The 18,764-nt window shown below is 65.9% G+C and carries 19 protein-coding genes and 1 pseudogene; 13 read left to right on the plus strand and 7 right to left on the minus strand.

Features of this window, described 5'->3' with window-relative positions; translation table 11 throughout:
* Positions 1-12: 12 nt before the first annotated feature.
* From BMX97_RS28260 to BMX97_RS28275, 4 genes are read right to left on the minus strand one after another with little or no spacing between them, the layout of a single operon-like run.
* A complete protein-coding gene (locus BMX97_RS28260) occupies positions 13-258 on the minus strand; it encodes a hypothetical protein (RefSeq protein WP_091754495.1) in 246 nt (81 codons plus the stop codon).
* The gene (locus BMX97_RS28265; protein ID WP_091754496.1) at positions 255-884 is read right to left on the minus strand and encodes a YcbK family protein; all 630 of its coding nucleotides are present in this window, start codon (positions 882-884) and stop codon (positions 255-257) included. Before BMX97_RS28265 ends, BMX97_RS28260 begins: the two co-directional genes overlap by 4 nt.
* Positions 865-2,046: a type IV pilus twitching motility protein PilT gene (locus tag BMX97_RS28270; RefSeq protein ID WP_091754513.1), complete on the minus strand. Its 1,182-nt coding sequence runs from the start codon at positions 2,044-2,046 to the stop codon at positions 865-867. Before BMX97_RS28270 ends, BMX97_RS28265 begins: the two co-directional genes overlap by 20 nt.
* A 4-nt stretch (positions 2,047-2,050) precedes the next feature.
* A complete protein-coding gene (locus BMX97_RS28275) occupies positions 2,051-3,223 on the minus strand; it encodes a type IV secretory system conjugative DNA transfer family protein (RefSeq protein ID WP_091754497.1) in 1,173 nt (390 codons plus the stop codon).
* 313 nt (positions 3,224-3,536) lie between these two features.
* On the opposite strand from BMX97_RS28275, the gene BMX97_RS28280 reads away from it, so the two are divergent.
* Positions 3,537-3,986: a hypothetical protein gene (locus tag BMX97_RS28280; protein WP_244538683.1), complete on the plus strand. Its 450-nt coding sequence runs from the start codon at positions 3,537-3,539 to the stop codon at positions 3,984-3,986.
* A gap of 20 nt (positions 3,987-4,006) precedes the next feature.
* Here BMX97_RS28280 and BMX97_RS28285 read toward each other — a convergent pair whose 3' ends face one another.
* On the minus strand, positions 4,007-4,576 hold the full coding sequence (locus tag BMX97_RS28285) for a hypothetical protein (protein WP_091754499.1): 570 nt from the start codon (positions 4,574-4,576) through the stop codon (positions 4,007-4,009).
* A 708-nt stretch (positions 4,577-5,284) separates the two neighbouring features.
* On the opposite strand from BMX97_RS28285, the gene BMX97_RS28290 reads away from it, so the two are divergent.
* The 9 genes from BMX97_RS28290 to BMX97_RS28330 all read left to right on the plus strand — a co-directional run bounded on the left by BMX97_RS28290 (position 5,285) and on the right by BMX97_RS28330 (position 13,502).
* Complete coding sequence (locus BMX97_RS28290) at positions 5,285-5,968, plus strand: thioredoxin domain-containing protein (RefSeq protein WP_244538679.1); 684 nt, start codon at positions 5,285-5,287, stop codon at positions 5,966-5,968.
* 2 nt (positions 5,969-5,970) lie between these two features.
* Positions 5,971-6,240: a hypothetical protein gene (locus BMX97_RS28295; protein ID WP_091754501.1), complete on the plus strand. Its 270-nt coding sequence runs from the start codon at positions 5,971-5,973 to the stop codon at positions 6,238-6,240.
* Between the two features lie 31 nt (positions 6,241-6,271).
* Positions 6,272-6,928 (plus strand): DotI/IcmL family type IV secretion protein, encoded by a 657-nt coding sequence (locus tag BMX97_RS28300; RefSeq protein ID WP_091754502.1) that lies wholly within the window; start codon positions 6,272-6,274, stop codon positions 6,926-6,928.
* Between the two features lie 119 nt (positions 6,929-7,047).
* Positions 7,048-8,046: a DotH/IcmK family type IV secretion protein gene (locus BMX97_RS28305; protein ID WP_244538680.1), complete on the plus strand. Its 999-nt coding sequence runs from the start codon at positions 7,048-7,050 to the stop codon at positions 8,044-8,046.
* Between the two features lie 11 nt (positions 8,047-8,057).
* Positions 8,058-9,353, plus strand: a complete 1,296-nt coding sequence (locus BMX97_RS28310) for a DotG/IcmE/VirB10 family type IV secretion system protein (RefSeq protein ID WP_091754504.1) — start codon at positions 8,058-8,060, stop codon at positions 9,351-9,353.
* Entirely contained in the window at positions 9,353-9,607 is a 255-nt protein-coding gene (locus tag BMX97_RS28315; RefSeq protein WP_091754505.1) for a hypothetical protein, read from the plus strand. Before BMX97_RS28310 ends, BMX97_RS28315 begins: the two co-directional genes overlap by 1 nt.
* A 12-nt stretch (positions 9,608-9,619) precedes the next feature.
* Complete coding sequence (locus BMX97_RS28320) at positions 9,620-10,105, plus strand: hypothetical protein (RefSeq protein WP_091754506.1); 486 nt, start codon at positions 9,620-9,622, stop codon at positions 10,103-10,105.
* Entirely contained in the window at positions 10,102-13,089 is a 2,988-nt protein-coding gene (locus tag BMX97_RS28325) for a hypothetical protein (protein WP_091754507.1), read from the plus strand. The genes BMX97_RS28320 and BMX97_RS28325 overlap by 4 nt, the downstream gene beginning before the upstream one ends.
* 14 nt (positions 13,090-13,103) lie before the next feature.
* Positions 13,104-13,502, plus strand: a complete 399-nt coding sequence (locus BMX97_RS28330; RefSeq protein WP_244538681.1) for a hypothetical protein — start codon at positions 13,104-13,106, stop codon at positions 13,500-13,502.
* A 397-nt stretch (positions 13,503-13,899) separates the two neighbouring features.
* On the opposite strand, the gene BMX97_RS32455 is transcribed toward BMX97_RS28330, so the two are convergent.
* Positions 13,900-14,688 carry a hypothetical protein gene (locus tag BMX97_RS32455; protein WP_143074735.1) on the minus strand — a complete coding sequence of 263 codons (789 nt, stop codon included), beginning with the start codon at positions 14,686-14,688 and terminating at the stop codon, positions 13,900-13,902.
* Positions 14,689-15,067: 379 nt separating this feature from the next.
* Here BMX97_RS32455 and BMX97_RS28335 point away from each other — a divergent pair, with 379 nt between their 5' ends.
* Together BMX97_RS28335 and BMX97_RS28340 are read left to right on the plus strand one after the other, a co-directional pair.
* Complete coding sequence (locus tag BMX97_RS28335; RefSeq protein WP_091754509.1) at positions 15,068-15,649, plus strand: recombinase family protein; 582 nt, start codon at positions 15,068-15,070, stop codon at positions 15,647-15,649.
* Positions 15,650-16,127: 478 nt separating this feature from the next.
* Positions 16,128-17,606 (plus strand): methyl-accepting chemotaxis protein, encoded by a 1,479-nt coding sequence (locus BMX97_RS28340; RefSeq protein WP_091754510.1) that lies wholly within the window; start codon positions 16,128-16,130, stop codon positions 17,604-17,606.
* Positions 17,607-17,948: 342 nt separating this feature from the next.
* On the opposite strand, the pseudogene BMX97_RS33970 reads toward BMX97_RS28340, so the two are convergent.
* A pseudogene (locus tag BMX97_RS33970) lies at positions 17,949-18,129 on the minus strand (hypothetical protein); the annotation flags it as partial.
* 136 nt (positions 18,130-18,265) lie between these two features.
* Between BMX97_RS33970 and BMX97_RS28345 the strand changes: the two are divergent.
* Positions 18,266-18,764 (plus strand): IS630 family transposase (locus BMX97_RS28345; RefSeq protein ID WP_143074736.1); only part of this gene is annotated, 499 nt, incomplete at its 3' end.

Consider the following 18,764-nt stretch of genomic DNA (forward strand, 5'->3'; position numbering starts at 1 on the left):
GCGGGGTTCGAGCTAGAACGCCGGCCATTTTCCGCCCTCGATAAACTTCGCCCATACGTATTTCAGATACCGCATCGGTGTCATCTTGCGGTGATTGCAGTACACGAGAAATGACACATATATCGCCATGGCGATGAACGTGTATCGGCTCAGCCCCGTCACAATCAGCAACGGAAAGAACACGGCGATACTCCCGTGGACACCGAAGAACTGCATCGATACGGCGGTCCATCGCCAGGGCATATGTCCATCGCTCATGCGGGATCCTTGGGTTGGGTGATCGGGGTCCCGGGCGCCGGATGGCCGGCCGGCCGCGCCTTGCGTCCGCCGGCCCATGACCGCGCGGCGCCGACGTCGAGGTGGCAGAAGCCCGGATAGATCCCGACCCCGCCCCGACCGCAGAGCGCACCGGCGACTGCCACGGCGTCCGGACGATAGCCGACGGCCTTGATGTCGACGGCGCGGCCGGCGAGGTGGAGCGAGCCCCGGGCCGCGCCCTCGATGCCGGCGTTGTGCTTGGGGGTCCGGTATCCCGAGGTCACGATCAGCGGCACGGCCGATCCGTGGACGGCGCTCATCGCGCCCTGGACCGACGCCAGGAGGTCGAACAGGGGCGGGTCGATCCAGACCGCCGAGCTGCCGTCGCCGACGTCGCGCAAGAGCCAGGACAGCAGCAGGAGGTCGCGCGTGTTGTAGCCGTCCGGGGTCCGGACGATCGCGCTCACCTCCTCGCCGGTGCCCTCGCGCCGCAGCCACAGACGCGTGGGCCCGGCCAGGACCGGCACGGCGGCGAGCGCGGCGGCGTAGGCCCGGTCGAGACCGGGCAGGGCGCCCGCGAGCGTGCCGGCGAGGCCGGCGAGGAGGCTACGCCGCAAGACGGGCATCGCGGTATCCGTAGCGGTCGAGGACGCGGCGGGCGGTCGCCAGATCGATCACGCCCGCATCGAGCGCCTTCTTCACGGTGACCTTCATCGAGCGGCCGTCCTCGCCGCGCCCGATGATGGCGCGAAGCGTCTCGACGGCCTCGGCCATCCCGATGCGGGCAACCTCGCGCCGGACCTGATCGGTGAGGACCTGCCATTCGCGCAGGCAGACCCGGCCGCCGCCGACTTTCGGGACGAGGAGCTGCGACACCAGCATGTGGGTCGATGACAACACGTCGTGGAAGGCCTGGACCTGGAGGTCGGCCGGGAACTTGAGGGTCAGGCGCCGCAGGATGTGGGCGACGTCGTTGGCGTGGGTGGTGGTGTAGATCGGGTGACCGGTCTGGGCTGCCTCGACGCTCGCCAGCACCGTGTCCATGTCGCGCAGCTCGCCCACCATGATGAGGCCGGGCTTGCGCCGCAGGCTGTTGCGCACGCCGGCCGCGAACGAGGGCAGGTGGAGCCCGATCTCGTGCTGCATGATCGTGCACGTCGCCGACGGCACGGTCTCGAACACGAACTCGATCGGGGCCTCGTAGGTGAGGATGTTGCCGTGGATCGGCGTGTCCTCTTCGAGAATGCGGCGCATCAGGGCGGCGATCTTCGTCGTCTTGCCCGAGCCGGTCTCACCGGCGACGATGACGGCGCCCTGGGCCGGGGTCGACTCGGCGACGATCTCGGGCTCGACCCCGAGGGCGGCGACGGTGGGCGGCTCGGCGGGGATGTGGCGGCAGACGATCTGCACGCCGACGTCGCCCTCGTAGTAGCCGGCCGTCACGTTGATGCGGAAGCGGTGCTTGATGGGCTCGGCGTGGCGGTCGCCGCGATCCTGCTCGAGCACCGTGATCGCGCGATCGAAGTCCTGGCCCGAGTAGAGCTTCGACATGATCGAGTCGGTCGTGGTCAGCTCCGCGGAGATGCGCGCGAGCGTCGTCGGCTGGAGCCAGACCTGGGTCAGCGCGCAGAGGTGGCCGTGGACGGAGGCGAGCACCGGCCGGCCGGACTGGAAGATCACGTCACTCGCGCCGATCGAGACGGCGTGTACGAGGAGGCGCGTGACCTCCTCGCGGCCATGCACGGTGATCGGCTCGTCGGGGTAGTTGGTGGCTCCGGTCCAGCGCATCGCCCTACTCCGCCGCCGCGACCGCGGCGGCCGGGCCGGCCGCACCCACGAATTTCGGGGCGACGACGATCTTGAGGAGCCGCTGGTCGACCGCCGCCGATCGGCCGTCCTTGCCGACCTTGAGGCCGGTGGCGCGCACCTTCACGAGCGGCAGGCTGACCGCGCCGGCGGCGGCGAGCTCGCCGTAGCGGCGCATGCCGGAGAAATCCCGGTCGAGGCGCGCGAGCCCGTCGTCGAAGGCGGCGCGGGCCTGGGCGATGCCGACCTCGAGCCCACCGGCGTAGCCCACCTCCCAGTTGTTCTTCTCGACCTCCCCCTTGGGCGGGGTCCAGGTGGTCTTCGCCTCGGGCGGGGGCGTGACGGTGAGGTAGTCGCGCCAGTTCGGCGGCTGCACGGTGACCCGTGCGTCGCGCACGATCTCGAACGAGCCGAGGGTGGTGACGAGCAGGGTGCGGGTCGGGGTCTGGCGCACGTCGCGCAGCTCCGACACCACCGGGGGCACGATGTCGGCCCCGATCATCACGGTGGGGAAGGGGTAGCGCGCGTCGAGGCGGGCCGAGATCCCGGGCGAGTCGAGGTAGTCGGCGATCCGCCGCGACTCGTCGCGGTAGCCGTCCTGAATGCCGGCCGAGCGCGCGGTGCGCTGGACGACCTTGTTCGGCCGGTTGGCATCGCCGAAGATCGCCGCCGAGTAGCGCGAGAAGTCGCTGTTCGAGGGGTGAGGCGGGGCCGGCGCCGGGGCGGAGTCGGCGACGTTGGGCGGGAACGGCTGCCCTTCCTGCCCGGGCAGGGAGCGTGGGCCGTTGGCGATGGCGTTGAGGGCGTTGGCCTGGGCCGCGCCGCCGGGACCGTAATAGCCCGGGGGCGGATAGCCGCCGTAGCCCCCGCCGTAGCCTGGAGCGCCGTAGCCGTAACCGGCCCCGTAGCCCGGAGCGCCGTAACCGGCCCCGTAGCCCGGAGCGTAACCGGCCCCGTAGCCCCCGCCATAGCCCGGAGCACCATAACCCGCGCCATATCCGGGCACGCCATAGCCCGCGCCGTAGCCGTATCCGCCAGCTCCCGCGACGGGCGCACAGGCGGCCGGGTTCTGGGCGCAGTAGGTGTTGGCGACCTGTGCCGCGGCCGGATAGGCCGCGGCGCAGAGCGCGGTGGAGAGGATCCAGCCCTTCAGACGCATGTCAGACCCCGTGCTCGCGAAGCCGAGCATCGACATGACCCGAAGTGCTGCTGCCCGTGCTGACACAAGCAGGCAACAGAACAGACATGCCGATCAGAACAAGTGCCAGCTTGATGATGTACCCAATGCGATCGCGATCCATATCCGAGCCCCATTGATTTTTATTGATATTGGCCTTGCCGGCCCAACGCCGAATGATCCACAAGCTTGACCCAACGCAAAGCTGCGATGGACTGGACGCATGGGGATCTTGACGTTTTTGGGGGGTCGCCTCACGCGACGGGTCGGGCCGGAGCACAAAACCTTCGTGGCGATGAGCGGGACCGTGCTGGGTGGTACCCACGCGACCTGCCCGGCCTGCCGGCGGGGCCGCCTCATGAACGACCCCGAGTCGCCGGCCTTGCGCAGGTGCGACGATCCGGCTTGCGGGGCGACGTTCACGCTCGCCGAGATGGGCCGCACCTTCGCGCTCGAAGGCACCGACGCCCGCGACCTGGCACGTGACGCGCGCCGGCAGGCCTGGTCCCTGTTCCTGGCGGCCGTGGTGATCGGCTGCCTGGCGGCGGCCTGGGCGGTCTACGCCCATTCCTGGCTCACGCTGCTCGGCGCGCTGCTCTTGTGCATCGTGGTCCTGGCGAGCGCGCTCGTGCAGCGCTACCGCGCCTGGCAGCTCGACCAGGGCCGGATGTTCGAGGCCCGCGCTCCGATCGGCGCCTTCCTGGCGGCAGAGCTGCACGAGCTTCTCGGGCGCGAGCGGCAATGAGGTGAGGGGGAAGCGCATCGTCAGCTTCCCCCGATCATCGTGCAGACGTTCGACAGCGACACGTCCATCTTGATCGTGTTGCCGACGAGGTTCGCCACGTCGTTGATGAAGAAGGCGAGCGTGCCGCCCACGAGATAGAGGACGGCCGAGCCGGCGCCGCCGTGATGACCCGACGCAGCATTGTAGAGCCGCATGCCGGCGATCATCCAGGCGAGTGAACCGAGGCACATGAAGAAATAGGTGATCGCGAGCTTGATATCGTCGCAGGTCGAGCCTCGCGGCGTCGAACCGTAGTTGAACATGCTGAAGGTGAGATCACCGCCCAGGACGAACGAGTTGGCGAACTTCCAGAGCAGGACCGGCGCAACGATCATCGCGGCGCCGAGCGCGATCTTGGCGAAGGCGCCGTCGAGGGTCGTAGGACGGTTCGAGAATTTGTACTCCCCGGCAGCGACGCCGTAGAGCCCGTAGAGGCCGATCGTCCCGTACACGATCCCGAGGAGCGCGATCAGGAGGAAGACGAGGTTGACGACGAGCGGGAACACCTCGCTCAACGAGGCGAGGACGCTCCCGAGGTCCGGTACAGCCATCACTGACCCCTTTTCGAAGATCGGTCCTGGCGCTCGAGCCGCTCGACACGATCCTCCAACTCGTTGAAGCGCTCCCGGAGCTCTTCGTATCTGAGGTTCATGGGGTCTGCATCGAGATTTGGCCGCCGATATGGCCGTTTCTCTTCAGCACTCCCGTTATTATACTCGAATTTCGATCTGTTCTGCTTCTTTGTTTCGGGCGTCTCAACGTCATCGGAAGCGGCTACCACCAGGCTTGGTATCGAGACCACTAGTAAAGCCGCCAGGGTTGCATTCCTTAACGACGCCCTAACGAAGCTTTCCCCGACCATTGTCCGCCAACCCTTCCGATCTCACCGGGACGCTTACCTGATCCTTACTGCGCTCGATAACGCAGGGTATGCGCTATAACATGCAGCGTATCGTCAAAAATTTCGACGCATATCGATCGTTGATACACGAATGAGTGTGTCTTTGAAGCCATCGTCCATACACATCATTCGCCTTCTGCTACGGCATGGAGAACCGTTTATTGACACGTTGACGATAGGTTCGCAATAAGAGCGCCGTCACGAGCGTCAATGACTCTGGTTGGGCGGTGCTTGCATGGAGAACGCAGTCAAACACATTGCCTGGGCTGGATCTTTGGTTGCCTGTGTCTATCTTGCAACTTCTAACAACTGGCAGCCCATCGCTCTCCAGATCGTTGCCGGGACCGCTAGTGGACCCGTGGCAGTCCCTGCGCCCAACAATTCTATTTCCGGAAAAAATGCCAATCCCGGCAATCCGTTAGCTGGCGCCCAGCAACCCGCCCCTCAGGTTGCGTTAGCACCTGCCAACACACCCCTGGCGATTGCCCCGGCTCCCCTCCCGACGGCCGCGCCGCAGCAGCAGGCGGGAACCGTCAGCTATGCGACGATTGAAAATCCCGATCGCGCCCGCAAGATCGTGGAGATGATGGCCAAGCTCGCGTCGGTCGTCGACGCGCCGGCGGGGACGCCGGAAGGCAAGATCGCCACCATCTTCTTCGATCCGCGCTGCCCGTACTGCCACGCGGCGTTCGACGCGCTGCATGGGCGGATCGCGGCGCGCTGGGTTCCGGTCGCGGTGCTCGGCGAGACCGAGAAGGGCAACCGCCTGGCCGCCGGCATCCTCACCGGCGCGGATCCGGTCGCGGCACTCAAGGCGACCTTCGAGGGCAAGGGCGGCATGTCGGGAGAGATCGGCGCCGAGACCGCGGCCAGGCTCGCCGAGAACTACGAGGCGTTCGCCTCGATCTTCGCCGCGAGCCCGGCCCTGCGCCCGGGCGTGCCGACGATGTTCGTGCCGAGGCCCGACGGGCGCCTCGCGATCATGGTGGGCTACGAGCCCGGTGACGACGCCAAGATGCGCGCCGTCCTGGCCGGCAGCTGACGATGGGGCGGCGATCCTCCATCGGGGCGTTCAGCCTTCCCTCGCCCCGCGGGTGCCTGTCGCCGTCGGCGCTCGGCGACCGGATCGCGGGCTACGCGAGCGTCTCGTCGTTCCTCGCCGGGGCGGTCTTCGCCTCGCTGCTGGCGATGATGTGGCTCGCCTACCTGTCGATCAAGCGGGCCGAGGTGATTCCCTACGTCGCCGACGGCGGCGTGTTCGGCTGCGAAGTCAAGATCGTGGCGCCGCCGACCGCGGGAAGGCCGCACACATGAAGTCCGCCGATCACATCGCCCGCGAGATCACATGAAGTCCGCCGATCAAATCGCCCGCGAGATCGATGCCGGCCGGATGATGCTGCGCAACCAGTGGTCCTGGATCCTGCTGCTGTCACTGTTCCTGACCATGTCGCTCGCGGTCAACGCATTGCTTTACTACAATGCGTTCATCCGATTTCCGGTCAAGCAGTTCATCTGGACCTCGGACGCGCAAGCCGTCTGCGAGGCGATCCCGCTTTCCGAGCCGAACATTTCCCAGGCGCGGCTGAAGGAGTTCGCGGTTTCGTCGGCCGTCGAGCTCAACTCCTACGACTACGCCAACTGGCGCGCGCTCATCAACAACGCGCTGTCCCAGTCGTTCACACCCAAGGGTCGTGATCGTTACCGTGCAGCCCTCCAGGAAAGCGGCATCATCCAGAAGGTGGTGACGGGATATCAGACCGTATCTGCCGTGACGACGGACCCCGCCAACATTTCGGAAGAGGGCAAGGCGGCCGGCCGTTACTACTGGCGCGTCGAAGTTCCGCTTCAGATCTTCTATCGCACGAACGTCGAGACCCGCGTCGAGCGGCGGCTTCTGACCATGACGATCGTGCGCATCGACCCCTCTCCGATCAACCCGAACGGCATCGCGATCGACTCGGTGATCTCGACGCAGCAACTGACCAACCAGGTGGGGCCATGACGCCCATGATGCGAGTGTGGGCCTCGGGCTTTGCCGCGGTCGCCGTCTGCGCGAGCTGGGCGAGCACCGTGGCAGCGCATGAAGTCGGCCAAGGGACGGATCCGGCTGCCGGATCCGGGGTGCGGCGGCCGGCCGGCGTCCCGCCGTTCGGCATTCCTGCCACCGGCGTCCCGCCGGCGGCTGTTCCCGTCGCGCAGCCGCCACCGCCTACCCCGCGCCCGCTGACCCCGGCCGAGCTCGACGAGCTGCGCCAGCGCATGCTCGGCAATACCGAGCGGGTGATCCTGAAGCCCGGCGAGATCCAGAACGTCCGCCGGTCGGTCCAGGATGCGCAGGGCGCCGGAACCTTCCCGGGCCGCGACGGACGGATGCCCCGTCCCGAGCCGCGGCTGCTGAGCGTCACCCAGGAGATCAGCCGCTCAGCGCCGGAAACGCTGCATCTCGCCTACGGGGTCGTCTCGCCGATCACCTTCGTGGATGGCAAGGGCGCGCCCTGGCCGATCGCCTCGGTCGCCTACGATCCGCGCCTGTTCGCGCAGGACGGGACCGGCTGCGGCCAGGACAACGCGATGGGAGCGACGCAGGTCCCGGCGCCGGCGGGCGCCGACCGGCCGATCTCGATCAACCTGATGCCGTGCCGGTACGACACCTGGGGCAACATCCTGATCCGGCTCGAGGCCGTGCCCTATCCGATCCCGCTGATGGTCCTGTCCGGGCAGGGCGAGACTGTGGACATCCCGGTGACGGTCCGGGTCGCCGGCACCTCGCCGCTCACGCCCGTCAAGGTGGTGACGGCGAGCGCTCCGGTCCGCAAGGGCGGTCCGCCCGCGCGCCCGCGCGGCGCACAGGACCCGATCGACACCACGGCGCTGCTCCACCTGTTTGCCGCCGGCACGCCGCCCGCGGGCGCGCAGAAGCTCGTGGCGACCGGCGCGCAGGCCTGGCTCTACCGCGAGCGGATGTACGTCCGGCTCCAGGGCACGCTGGTCAGCCCGCAGCCCGTCGCCTCGGCCGACGCTCCCGAGGGCTACCGGATCTACGAGTTCCTGCGCCCGGCCTCACGCCTCGTCGCCGAGCGTGGCGACGGCGCCGAGACCGCCATCAGCGTCGATTTCTAAGGGGGACACCAATGCTCTCAAGGAAAGCCCAAGCGGCGGTCGGAGGCTGCCTCCTGGTCTCCGGTCTCGGCTCGGCCGCGTTCATCCTGCGGGACGCGCCCGGCCCCGATCAGGGCGTGGGCATGGCCTCGGAGATCCGGGGCCAGACGCCGAACCCGCAGAACGACATGATGGGGGCGGTGGGCAAGGCCGAAGCCGACCGGCGCGCGGGCGTCAACCGTCAGGCGGCCGATGCAAAGGCCGAGAGCGGCAAGCCCTACGTCGCGCCGACGGTGATCGGTGAGAAGCGGGGCGCCCAGATGGGCGAGATGCCCGACGAGAACCCCGTGCCGAAGCCGCCCGAGCCCGCGCCGCCGCCGCAGGTGGTGGAGCGGATCGTCTACCAGGATCGCCCGGTCATCCAGACCGTCTACCGGGACGTGCCGGTGCAGCCGACGGCCGATCCCGATCAGGTCGCGGCGATCAACGACCAGATCAAGGCGCTCCTCAAGCCCACCCCGGGCGGGTTTCTGGTTCGCTCGTTCGGCAAGGGCGAGCGGCCAAAGCCCCCCGAGCCGCGGGCGGCCGCCGTCGCCCCGCCGCTGCCGACCGGCCCGTTCGGACCGGGCGTCCGGCACGCGACCGTGGCGCGCGCCGGCGACGTCGCCTACGCGGTGCTCGACCGCGGGTTCAACTCCGACGATCCGGCGGCGCCGATCTTCGCCACCATCGTCGACCTCGACGAGCGTCAGCAGCCCGGTCCACTCAACGGCATCCGGCTGATGGGCCAGATCGTCTACACGCAGACGCAGGCCTCGATCCGGTTCTCGACGATGATCCTGCAGGACGGCCGCCAGGGGCCGATGCAGGCGATCGCGATCACGGTCGACCAGGCCCGGACCGGCGTCGCCGAGGATGTCGACAACCACGTCCTCGAGCGCTACGGCGGCCTCGTCATCGCCGGGTTGATCCAGGGCGTCGGCCAGGTCGGCCAGCAGCTCACTCAGCTCAACACCCAGACGGTGCTGGGCAACGGCTTCGCGGTCCAGTCCGGCCGCAACATCGACTATCTGACCGCCGGCATGGGCGCGGCGCTGCCCGTGGGGCAGGCGATGACGGCCGCGGCGGCGCGCTCGTTCAGCCGCCCGCCGACCCTGTCCTCATCGGTCAACTTCCCGATCGGCATCGTCTTCCTCCAGCCGGTCGTGGTGCCGCTCGATGCCGCCCGGGTCACGGTAGGCGCCGGCAACGGCTACGGGCCGGACCCGGCCTACGGCGCCGGCTACCGCCCCGAGACCCTGCCGATCTCCTACGCGAGGAAGCCGTGATGGGTGGCTCGAAGGGGCTGGCCGACGTCCTGCGCGGCCTGATCGAGCTCGTGCCGATCCTGGCCTGGCTCGTGGTCGTGCTGGCGGCGGTCACCGGGATTTTCCTCGCCGGCTACGCGATGGTGCGGGTCTACCAGGCCAATACGTCCGGCGACGGCACGGCGGGCAACTGGATCGTCGCAGCGATCATCGGCAGCGCGATGACGGTCTCGACCGTCGTGATCGCGCACTTCTCCTTCTACTTCGCCGACTAGGAGGCCGCCGGCATGATCGAAGGGCTTGAGCGACTCCCCGACACCTTGATGGCCAACACGGCGTACTACCTGCTCGACCACCCCGCAGTCAGCCAGGTGGCCATCGCGCTGACGCTCGCCACCGGGTGCTGCGCGGTGTTCGCGGCGCCGGCCTGGGCCCGTCTCGTCAGCTCCGATCCGGCCCTGCGGCGCATTCTACGAATCGGCGGGATGGGGGCGGGCGGCTGCCTCATCCTGACGGCCCTGTTCTATGACAGCCTCACCCGGGGACTGGATGGAGCACTCACTTCCCGACCCCTGATGTACGTGTACTTTCCCGCCAGCATCATGCTGTCGGTCGCGGCGATCGGCTTCGCCGGGGCCCAGATCTACTGCTCGCTCTGCGTTAGGCCGGCGCCGCTCCTGCGCGCGGCGGTGCCGGCCGTGCTCGGGGCGTGGCTCTTTGCCCTGTCGATACCGGTCTTCCAGTTCGCCGTGATGCTGGGGCTCGACCGATGAGGACGGCGGACAAGTTCTGCGACCTCGCCGGGTTCGATCCCGAGCGCGAGGAGGCCGTCGTCTACGCCCATGACGGCTCGCAGCTCACCCTGATCGAGATCGACGGCGTCCTCTCGATCGTCTCGGCCGACGATTATCTCGTCAACGTGGTCGAGCGCTTCGCCGGCGGGATCGCGCAGATCCTCAAGCGCCCGGGCCACCAGCTCACGGTCTCGTATGAGTCGTCGCTCAACACGGGCCGGATCATCGATCCCTTCGTCGAGCGGCAGACCCGGCGCTCGCGCCAGAAGGGGCTGGCGGTCGAAGCGCTGATCGAGGAGGGCAGGGAGGTCCTGGAGGAGCGGTCACGCTCCGAGACGATCCTGCTCGCCGCCTGGACCCGGCCGACGGCCGGCATGCCCGAAGAGGTCCGCAAGGAGCAGCGCGAGAACCGCAGGGCCTGGCAGGAGCTGCCCCCGGCCCGCGATGCGCAGAACCCGTTCCTGCGGCTCGGCTCCCTCGACGGGGCGCACGCGGCGTTCGTTCGCCGGGTGATGGAGGCGCTCGGCGAGGCCCGCTTGCAGGGGCGCATCCTCAGCCCCGACGACCAGGGCCGTCGGCGCGACCTCGAGCAGATCCGGGCGGCCGTCCTCTATCACGAGACCCCCGACGGCTGGACGCCCTACGGGCCGGGCACCCGGCGCTACCCGGGCGCCAAGGAGGTGCATGACGACGACGTCTCGGAGTTCTTCACCCCGACGGTCGCGCGCCAGATCATGACCACCAACGCGCAGGCCTCGGGCAACATGCGCACCCTCGACATGGGCGGGCGCCGCTACGCGCTCGCCGTCATGCGGATGTTCCCCTCGACCATCCTGCCGTTCAACCGGCTGCTCGACTCGCTGCTGGAGAGCTCGTCGCGCTCCGCCGACATGCCGTTCCGGGTCTGCTTCCACCTCGAGGCGCTGCGCGACGCCGATGTCGGCTTCAAGCTCAGGAAGGTGGTGGCGGGCCTCCTCGCCTTCGCGAGCCCGAGCAACAAGAACCTGTTCCGGGCGCTGCGCCAACTCGAGGAGGTGATGGAGAAGGACGGCGAGGCGATCGTCAAAGGCCGGGTCATCGCGACGACCTGGACCGAGCCGGGCGAGGATCCGGGCCTGCTGGAGCGTCGCCGCTCGTACCTGATGAGCGCGATGATGACCTGGGGCGAGGCGCAGATGTCCGACGCGCCCTACAACCCGCTGCGGGCGCTGTGCGAGACCGTGCCCGGGATGACGGTCCAGGCCGAGGTGCCGCCCGGCTCGATCGCGCCGCTGGGCGACCTCGCCGCCCTGCTGCCGTTCCATCGCACCGCGCCGATCTTCAAGCAGGGCCAGAGCATGCTGGTCACGCCCGACGGCAAGCCGGTGCCCTACGAGGCGCTGAGCCCCGAGCAGCTGTTCTGGCTGACGCTCATCTACGCCACGCCCGGCTCGGGCAAGTCTGTGCTGATGAACCGTCTCAACGTGGAGTTCGCGGCATTCTCCGCGGGGGCTGTGCTGCCGTTCCTCGCGGTGATCGACGTCGGCGTCAGTTCGTCGGGCTTCATCGAGCTGATTCGCAACGCGCTGCCGTCCGAGCGTCGGCACGAGGCGTACTACGTCCGCCTCCTCAACACGCCGGACTACGCGATCAACTTCCTCGATCTCGGGCTCGGCCGGCGCATGCCGCTGGAGCGCGAGAGGAGCTTCATCGAGAACTTCCTGACGACGCTCCTCAACGTGTCGAACCCGGAAGTGGCGCTCCTGATCCCGCGCATGATCACGCGGGTGTTCCAGCTCAAGAGCGACCTTCAGTTCTCGTCCTCGCCGTCGATCTACCAGCCCAACGTCGACAAGGAGATCGACGAGCTCGTCCGGAGGCACCGCATCCCCGTCTCCGACCGGTCGCGGTGGTGGAGCATCGTCGACGCCCTGGTCGAGGGCCGGCTCTATACGGCAGCGCAGCGCGCACAGCGCTATGCGATGCCGGTCCTGGAGGACTTCGCCCGGGTGCTCGCCGAGCCGGTCATGGTGCAGGACTTTCCCGAGGAGCTGATCCGCCACGTCCAGCGCTCCCTGGAGAGCGCGATCGAGAAGTTTCCGATCTTCGCCCGCCCGACCCGTCTCGATCTCGGCGAGGCCCGGGTGGTGTCGATCGACCTCCAGGACGTGGCGCAGCGCCACAAGTCGCAGGAGGCCGAGCGCAACAACGCGCTGTTCTTCATGATCGCGCGGCACGTCTACCTGTCGAAGATCTCCGGATTTTCCGAGGAGATCGCGAAGATGGATTTTCCGCCCGAGGATGCGATCCGGGCGCAATACGTCCGGTACTGGGAGTCGCGCTACCACGAGGTGGCCGAAACGCCAAAGCGCCTGTGCATGGACGAGTATCACCTGACCGGCGGCGTCGAGACGATCGCCCGCCAGGTGAAATCGGACGCCCGCGAGGGCCGCAAGTGGGGCCTGGAGCTGATCCTGGTCTCGCAGCTCCTCGCCGATTTCGACACGCTCGCCGACATGGCCTCGACCGTGCTCGTCCTCAACGCGGACTCGAACGAGATCCGCGAGAAGGCGCGCGAGACCTTCGGTTTCGACCAGGCTGTGAAGAGCGCGCTCGAGCGCCAGGTGCACGGCCCGCAGGGGCGGCGGGGCGCCAACATCCTCGCGCGGATCAAGCTCCGCGAGGAGGAGCGCTGGGTCGTGCTCAACAATTCGCTCGGGCCCCGGATGCTGTGGGCCCTGACCACCAAGGCGGAGGACCGCCTGGTGCGCGACGAGCTGTACCGCCGGATGGCGGTCAACGAGGCGCTGCGCATCCTGGCTGCGCGCTTTCCCGATGGCACCGCCATCGAGACGTGGAGCCGGATGTCTGCGCTTGCGCGGTTCGGTGAGGACCGGATCGCAAAGACGATCGTCGATCAAGTCTTGGGAGAACTCATGAGCGAAGCTCAACCCCAGATCGGCCGATCCAGAACCGCTGCATGATAATGGAGGTTCCAATGAACTACAAGGATATGTACTACCGCGCGCTGGCGACCGCCACGGTCATCGGCTGGGGCACTGTGACGGCCCTGGCTCAGGCCACCTCGGGCGATCCGTCTGCACCGATCGACTTCTTGAAGACGGCGAGACAGAAGGCGTCGAGTTCGTCGCTCAACGCGTCCTCGATCGCCACCGGCGGCAACAATGCAGGCATTGTTATCTCGATCATCTTCGCCGTGGTGGGCATCGGGCTCGCCGGCATCTCGGCCGTGAAGCTCTACAAGTCGTCGCAGGACGATAACGCCCGCGAGGATGCCGGCCGGTCCCTGGCCGGGCTGGTTATCGGTTCCGGCGTCACCATCCTGGGCGTCATCATCGGCGTCGTGACGACCTACATGACCGGGTCGGGCACCTGACGGTCATCCTGGCCGGTACAGCGTGACACCACGACAGCGCCGAGCGGAACCGTCCACTCGGCGCTTCTTATCAAACTACCTCAGCATCCTGCGATCAGCTGATCGAGCGCCGTCATAGCAGTGCACGGCTTAGAAGGCGTCAGCGCCTCAACCCATATGGTTGGCCGAGATGAAATTCCTGTGTACGACAAACAGGTGTTTTCCGACAGCCGAGATGGCCAGTCGGGCATGTTGGCTGACATCTGACGCTGACGAGCGCTTCATGGGTCTGCTGACGACCCCGCCCGGACTCTCAGAGCGTCCGCTTCCCGGCTATGCGCTCTCGCTCGCTGTGTCGTCTTTCCAACCCTGGCATTTTCCAAAAGCGTTCTGTGTCATAAATCCACAAAAGCGGCCGCTAGAAGACTGCTGTTATGAGTGCCACTACTGCTTCCATAAGTGGAAGCCCAATAACGCTCGCGACTATCGACCCGTACGATGGTAGAACACCCGGAACAGCGCCGCATGCTTTCAGCATAGTCTCGACCACCGACCACATGACCGCGGTGACGAAAATTACAGATGCGTACAATACTAATTGAAACCCAACTGACGGACGCTGATGTACAACGAACGTTCCCGCACGGCCGAGACACGCGATGATCCAAGCATAGGCAAGCGGTGCCGGAACGACATCTGTGGACGATGTATTCCAAAACCACGATAACAGCCACACGACACCAGCAATAGTGGATACCATTAGCAACTTCCAGCTAAATTTGCTGACGAAATTGGACGGCCAAATTATAAGAGCATCGTAGATCATAAAACTAAATGGTCTCGCAAATTTTTGATATCCAACGAGTTTGAGGCTTTTTCTGACATGCATAATTGGGCCGAAAAGTATTTTTGCAGTAATAAGGATTGTTGCTGCGCCCAGCATGGCTTTAAGAGATATGAAATTTTGTGGCGCTAAAGAGCAATATCTATCGTTATAGTTAGCTAGTAGCACTAGCGCGGCTGCCCATACGAGGCCGCCCACACCTAAGAGCCGAAATGTCGGATCTGGGACGTCCTCCGCGGAGTGACTTACACCCCATAGAGGATTCCCGACGATAATGGTTGCTCGACCTCTTGGGTCGACGCTGATTGCACCGAAGAAAAAATATGCTGAAGCAAATACCATTAAAACGTCCAGCGTCGCCATAATACGTCATCCTTCAGATATTACAACCAAGATCGTAACATTCATGCATTTCCGTAACTTGATATAACATCGACTCATGGAAAATTTGCTGCATGGACGGTTAATTGTGCTGCAGCAGTTCTAATATCCAACAGCTGAGGAACCCGCCCGCCGCATTTGATAGCTCGCCACGACGTCTGCTGACGGGCGTCGAGCCAACTTCCGTTTACCATACCATGCGGTCATGCCGCATCTCAGTTTTGGATGTCGGAAAACATGTGTTTGCCGACATGGGCCGTACCCATTCAGCCGCGCGCCAGCCCCCGAAGGAGAAAATGCGCGACAAACCCTGTCGGATTGATGCTATGTGCGGGAACGAGGTTTGAAGGGTTTTCCGTACATGCTGGTCGGGTACATGCGGGTGTCGACGGCCGACGAGCGCCAATCCGTCGACCTCCAGCGCGATGCGCTGATCGCCGCGGGCGTCGACGAGCGCCACTTCTACCAGGACCACGCTTCCGGATCCCGCGACGACCGGCCTGGGCTCAAGGCCTGCCTCACCTATCTCAAGGCGGGCGACACTCTCGTGGTGTGGAAGCTCGATCGTCTCGGCCGAAGCCTCCCACACCTCCTGGAGGTCATGGGCGACCTGCGGAAGCGCGGCGTCGCCTTTCGCTCGCTCACCGAGGCGATGGACACCGCGACGCCACACGGCGAGCTGCTGTTCTCGTTGTTCGGTGCGCTCGCGCAGTTCGAGCGCCAGCTCACCCGGGAGCGTGTGATCGCCGGCCTTGCAGCAGCCAAGCGCCGAGGGCGCCGCGGCGGCCGACCACCGACGATCGGCGGAGAGCAGCTCGAGCAGATCACGGCGGCGCTCGACGGCGGCGCCAGCAAGGCCTCGGTCTGTCGGTCGTTCAAGATCGCCCGCTCGACGCTGATCGACACGCTCGAGCGGACGGGGTGGCATCCGCCGGCCAAATGACCGGCGCTGAGGGTGCGCCGAGCTGTCCGCTCGGGTGATGACCGTTTGAATGCCTGTCCGTTGGGTCTTGTGACCCTTGCGGACGTATTTGGCGCGCCATAGCAGTGTTCACTGCGGTATGCCCCTATGGACGACCGGAATAACGAACGGATCCCGGAGCACCGCGCCTGCGATCGGCCATGGGTGGAACGCGGCTTGTAGGGGCCCTTCCTTACTGCACGCCGTTCAGGGCGCGCCCCGCTCGATGTCGGAAGGTGGTCCTGCAAGATGCCGGGCACCGCCGCCAGCTCGGCCCAGGTGCAGCCGTGGTGCTTGCGCGCTGCCGTCACCGGCGAGCAACATGACGAACATGGGTGGGATGTTTTCCTTTTCCGCCTGTGGGACCGGACCATGTATTGGATACACCATTATAGTATTATTAACTTACATCTATCAGTTATATCTCAATCATATCATACGTCTCATCTGGATATATCAAATGATAAGTTTTGATGGCGAAATCAAATCTAAGTTGAATGCGCTCGACGCTTCTCAGGCGCTGATTGAGTTCGACCTCGACGGCAAGGTCGTTATGGCCAACGCCAACTTCCTGGCAGCCCTGGGTTACCGGCTGGAGGAGATCCGCGGCAAGCATCACTCCATGTTCGTTGACCCAGCTGAGCGCGAGGGCGACGCCTACCGGGCGTTCTGGACGGCGCTGCGTCGGGGCGAGCACCAGACCGCTGAGTACAAGCGCATCGGAAAGGGCGGCCGGGAGGTCTGGATCCAGGCCAGCTACAACCCGCTCGTGGGCCGCAACGGCAAGCCCTACGGTGTATTCAAGTGCGCCACCGACATCACCCTGCAGAAGCTGCGCAACGCGGACAATCAGGGCAAGCTCGACGCCCTAGACCGCTCGCAGGGCATCATCGAGTTCGGCCTTGACGGCACCATCATCACTGCAAACGCCAACTTCCTGGCGGTGGTCGGCTATGGCCTCGACGAGGTGAAGGGCAAGCATCACTCGATGTTCGTTGGCGCTGCCGAGCGTGGGAGCGCCGCCTACCGCGCGTTCTGGGAGGCGCTCGGTCGTGGCGAATTCCAGCAGGCCGAGTACATGCGCATCGGAAAGGGCGGGCGAGAAGTCTACATCCAGGCTACCTATAACCCAGTGTGCGACGCCTCCGGGCGGCCGGTCAAGGTCGTCAAGTTTGCCACCGATACGACCAAAGCGGTCGAGGAACGACTGCGCCGGGCCGAACTCCACCGCAGCGTCGACCGCGACCTTGATGGCATCGCCGCGTCGATCTCGCACGTTTCGCAGCAGGTAGTAGGTGTGGCGAGCGCCGCCGAGCAGGCATCGGGCAATACGCAGAGCGTCGCCGCCGGCGCCGAGGAGCTGGCCTCGTCGGTCGGCGAGATCGGTCGGCAGGTTAATCGGGCTCTACAGGTCACCGGGCGTGCCGTCGAGCAGGCCAATGCGACCTCAAGTGTGGTCGCCGGGCTGGCCGCATCAGCACAGCGCATCGGCGACGTGGTCGCCTTGATCTCGGGCATCGCCTCGCAGACCCACCTCTTGGCGCTCAACGCTACCATCGAGGCGGCCAGAGCCGGCGAGGCCGGAAAGGGGTTCGCGGTCGTTGCCACCGAGGTCAAGCAGCTCGCCGCGCAGACAGCCCGAGCAACCGAGAGCATCAGCGGCCAGATTGCCGAGACGCAGACGGCGGCGAACCAAGCGGCGACCGCCATCTCGGGCATCGGCGAGACCATCGGCGAGGTCAACGACATTTCCTCGGCCATCTCGACAGCCGTCGAGCAGCAGGCTGCGGTCGCACAAGAGATGTCTGCCAACATGCAAGCCATGACGCAGGCGGTTTCCGAGATCAGCCGCAGCGTCGGCCTGATCGCCACCGCCACCCAAGAGGTCAATGCCTCGGCACGCTTGGTTCGAGAAGCGTCTCGCAACATGGCTACCTAAGTATCGGCCGGCCGTACCAGATGCATATGCTGTCCGTTAAGGTATACCCATGCGGACATGCCGAGGGCGCATGGCCGGTCCAGACGGGTCCTAGAAGCTGAACAATGGCGCGTTCCAATCTGAGATCCCATTCTTGCGGACCCGCGGTGCGCTGATCTGGACCGGTCCATTAGGGCAGGACCTAATGGAACGACCGTTCGCGCCGGTTGGCTTAGGATGGTTCACTTGTCCTCGGTTCAGTTTGGACGGTCGGGGCGCACTTCCTGAGCCGCTTCCGCGCCGGTTCACTGGGGGCATACCTATGTCGAACCGACAGTGCCTACTGCCAATAGTATGGCCAAACACTGGCCGCCTACGCCATTTGGCGACCGTCTTCGGGATCAGGCCGTACTGAGACGCCAAGGCGCGGCAATTCGCGTGCGACGCTTGGAACGGAGTTCGGCGCGAAACCCAGTTTCGTACGGGCGCTGCCGTCAATAACTCCTGCTACAGTGTGTGGCTCGTCGTTCTGTGCATACGACAACGCGCCGCAAGCCCCTAGATTGGTTGTATCCTTAAGCTGATACACAGCCACGCCTACAACGGTTTGAACACGCACCTGATGCTAGTGTCCTGCGTCTGAAGTTTGTGGCAAAGTGTGGGTTTGTTGGGAGGCGCCGATGGCCTACCGTGTACCCACATCTCTTGACCTGAGCGCCGAGGAACGCGCTGAGCTTGAGAGCTGGGCCCGCCGCCGCAAGACAGCCCAGGGGCTCGCCCTGCGTGCCCGCATCGTGCTTTTAGCCTCCGACGGACGGAGCAATACGGCCATCGCGGCGGAACTGAGCACCGGCAAGCACACGGTCGGCAAGTGGCGCGAACGGTTTGCCCGCGAACGCACGGATGGCCTGCTGGATGAACCTCGCTCGGGAGCCCCGCGCCGGATCGGCGACGAGCAGGTCGCCGCGTTGATCGACCGCACGCTCGGCGAGCGGCCCCAGGGGGCCACGCACTGGAGCCAGCGCAGCATGGCCAAGGCCAGCGGGGTGTCGGGCGCGACGGTCGGGCGAGTCTGGCGGGCGTTCGGCCTGCAGCCGCACCGGTCCGAGACCTTCAAGCTCTCCACCGATCCGCTGTTTGCCGAGAAGGTGCGCGACATCGTGGGGCTCTATCTGGCTC

This window comes from Methylobacterium sp. ap11 (assembly GCF_900110515.1).
In the GTDB taxonomy this organism is placed as follows: Bacteria; Pseudomonadota; Alphaproteobacteria; order Rhizobiales; family Beijerinckiaceae; genus Methylobacterium; species Methylobacterium ajmalii.

Bases quoted from the DNA above. Each gene is read 5' to 3' on its own strand.
- BMX97_RS28260 (WP_091754495.1), bottom strand. From the start codon at position 258: ATGAGCGATGGACATATGCCCTGGCGATGGACCGCCGTATCGATGCAG.
- BMX97_RS28265 (WP_091754496.1), bottom strand. From the start codon at position 884: ATGCCCGTCTTGCGGCGTAGCCTCCTCGCCGGCCTCGCCGGCACGCTC.
- BMX97_RS28270 (WP_091754513.1), bottom strand. From the start codon at position 2,046: ATGCGCTGGACCGGAGCCACCAACTACCCCGACGAGCCGATCACCGTG.
- BMX97_RS28275 (WP_091754497.1), bottom strand. From the start codon at position 3,223: ATGCGTCTGAAGGGCTGGATCCTCTCCACCGCGCTCTGCGCCGCGGCC.
- BMX97_RS28280 (WP_244538683.1), top strand. From the start codon at position 3,537: ATGAGCGGGACCGTGCTGGGTGGTACCCACGCGACCTGCCCGGCCTGC.
- BMX97_RS28285 (WP_091754499.1), bottom strand. From the start codon at position 4,576: ATGGCTGTACCGGACCTCGGGAGCGTCCTCGCCTCGTTGAGCGAGGTG.
- BMX97_RS28295 (WP_091754501.1), top strand. From the start codon at position 5,971: ATGGGGCGGCGATCCTCCATCGGGGCGTTCAGCCTTCCCTCGCCCCGC.
- BMX97_RS28300 (WP_091754502.1), top strand. From the start codon at position 6,272: ATGAAGTCCGCCGATCAAATCGCCCGCGAGATCGATGCCGGCCGGATG.
- BMX97_RS28310 (WP_091754504.1), top strand. From the start codon at position 8,058: ATGCTCTCAAGGAAAGCCCAAGCGGCGGTCGGAGGCTGCCTCCTGGTC.
- BMX97_RS28315 (WP_091754505.1), top strand. From the start codon at position 9,353: ATGGGTGGCTCGAAGGGGCTGGCCGACGTCCTGCGCGGCCTGATCGAG.
- BMX97_RS28320 (WP_091754506.1), top strand. From the start codon at position 9,620: ATGATCGAAGGGCTTGAGCGACTCCCCGACACCTTGATGGCCAACACG.
- BMX97_RS28325 (WP_091754507.1), top strand. From the start codon at position 10,102: ATGAGGACGGCGGACAAGTTCTGCGACCTCGCCGGGTTCGATCCCGAG.
- BMX97_RS28330 (WP_244538681.1), top strand. From the start codon at position 13,104: ATGAACTACAAGGATATGTACTACCGCGCGCTGGCGACCGCCACGGTC.
- BMX97_RS32455 (WP_143074735.1), bottom strand. From the start codon at position 14,688: ATGGCGACGCTGGACGTTTTAATGGTATTTGCTTCAGCATATTTTTTC.
- BMX97_RS28335 (WP_091754509.1), top strand. From the start codon at position 15,068: ATGCTGGTCGGGTACATGCGGGTGTCGACGGCCGACGAGCGCCAATCC.
- BMX97_RS28340 (WP_091754510.1), top strand. From the start codon at position 16,128: ATGATAAGTTTTGATGGCGAAATCAAATCTAAGTTGAATGCGCTCGAC.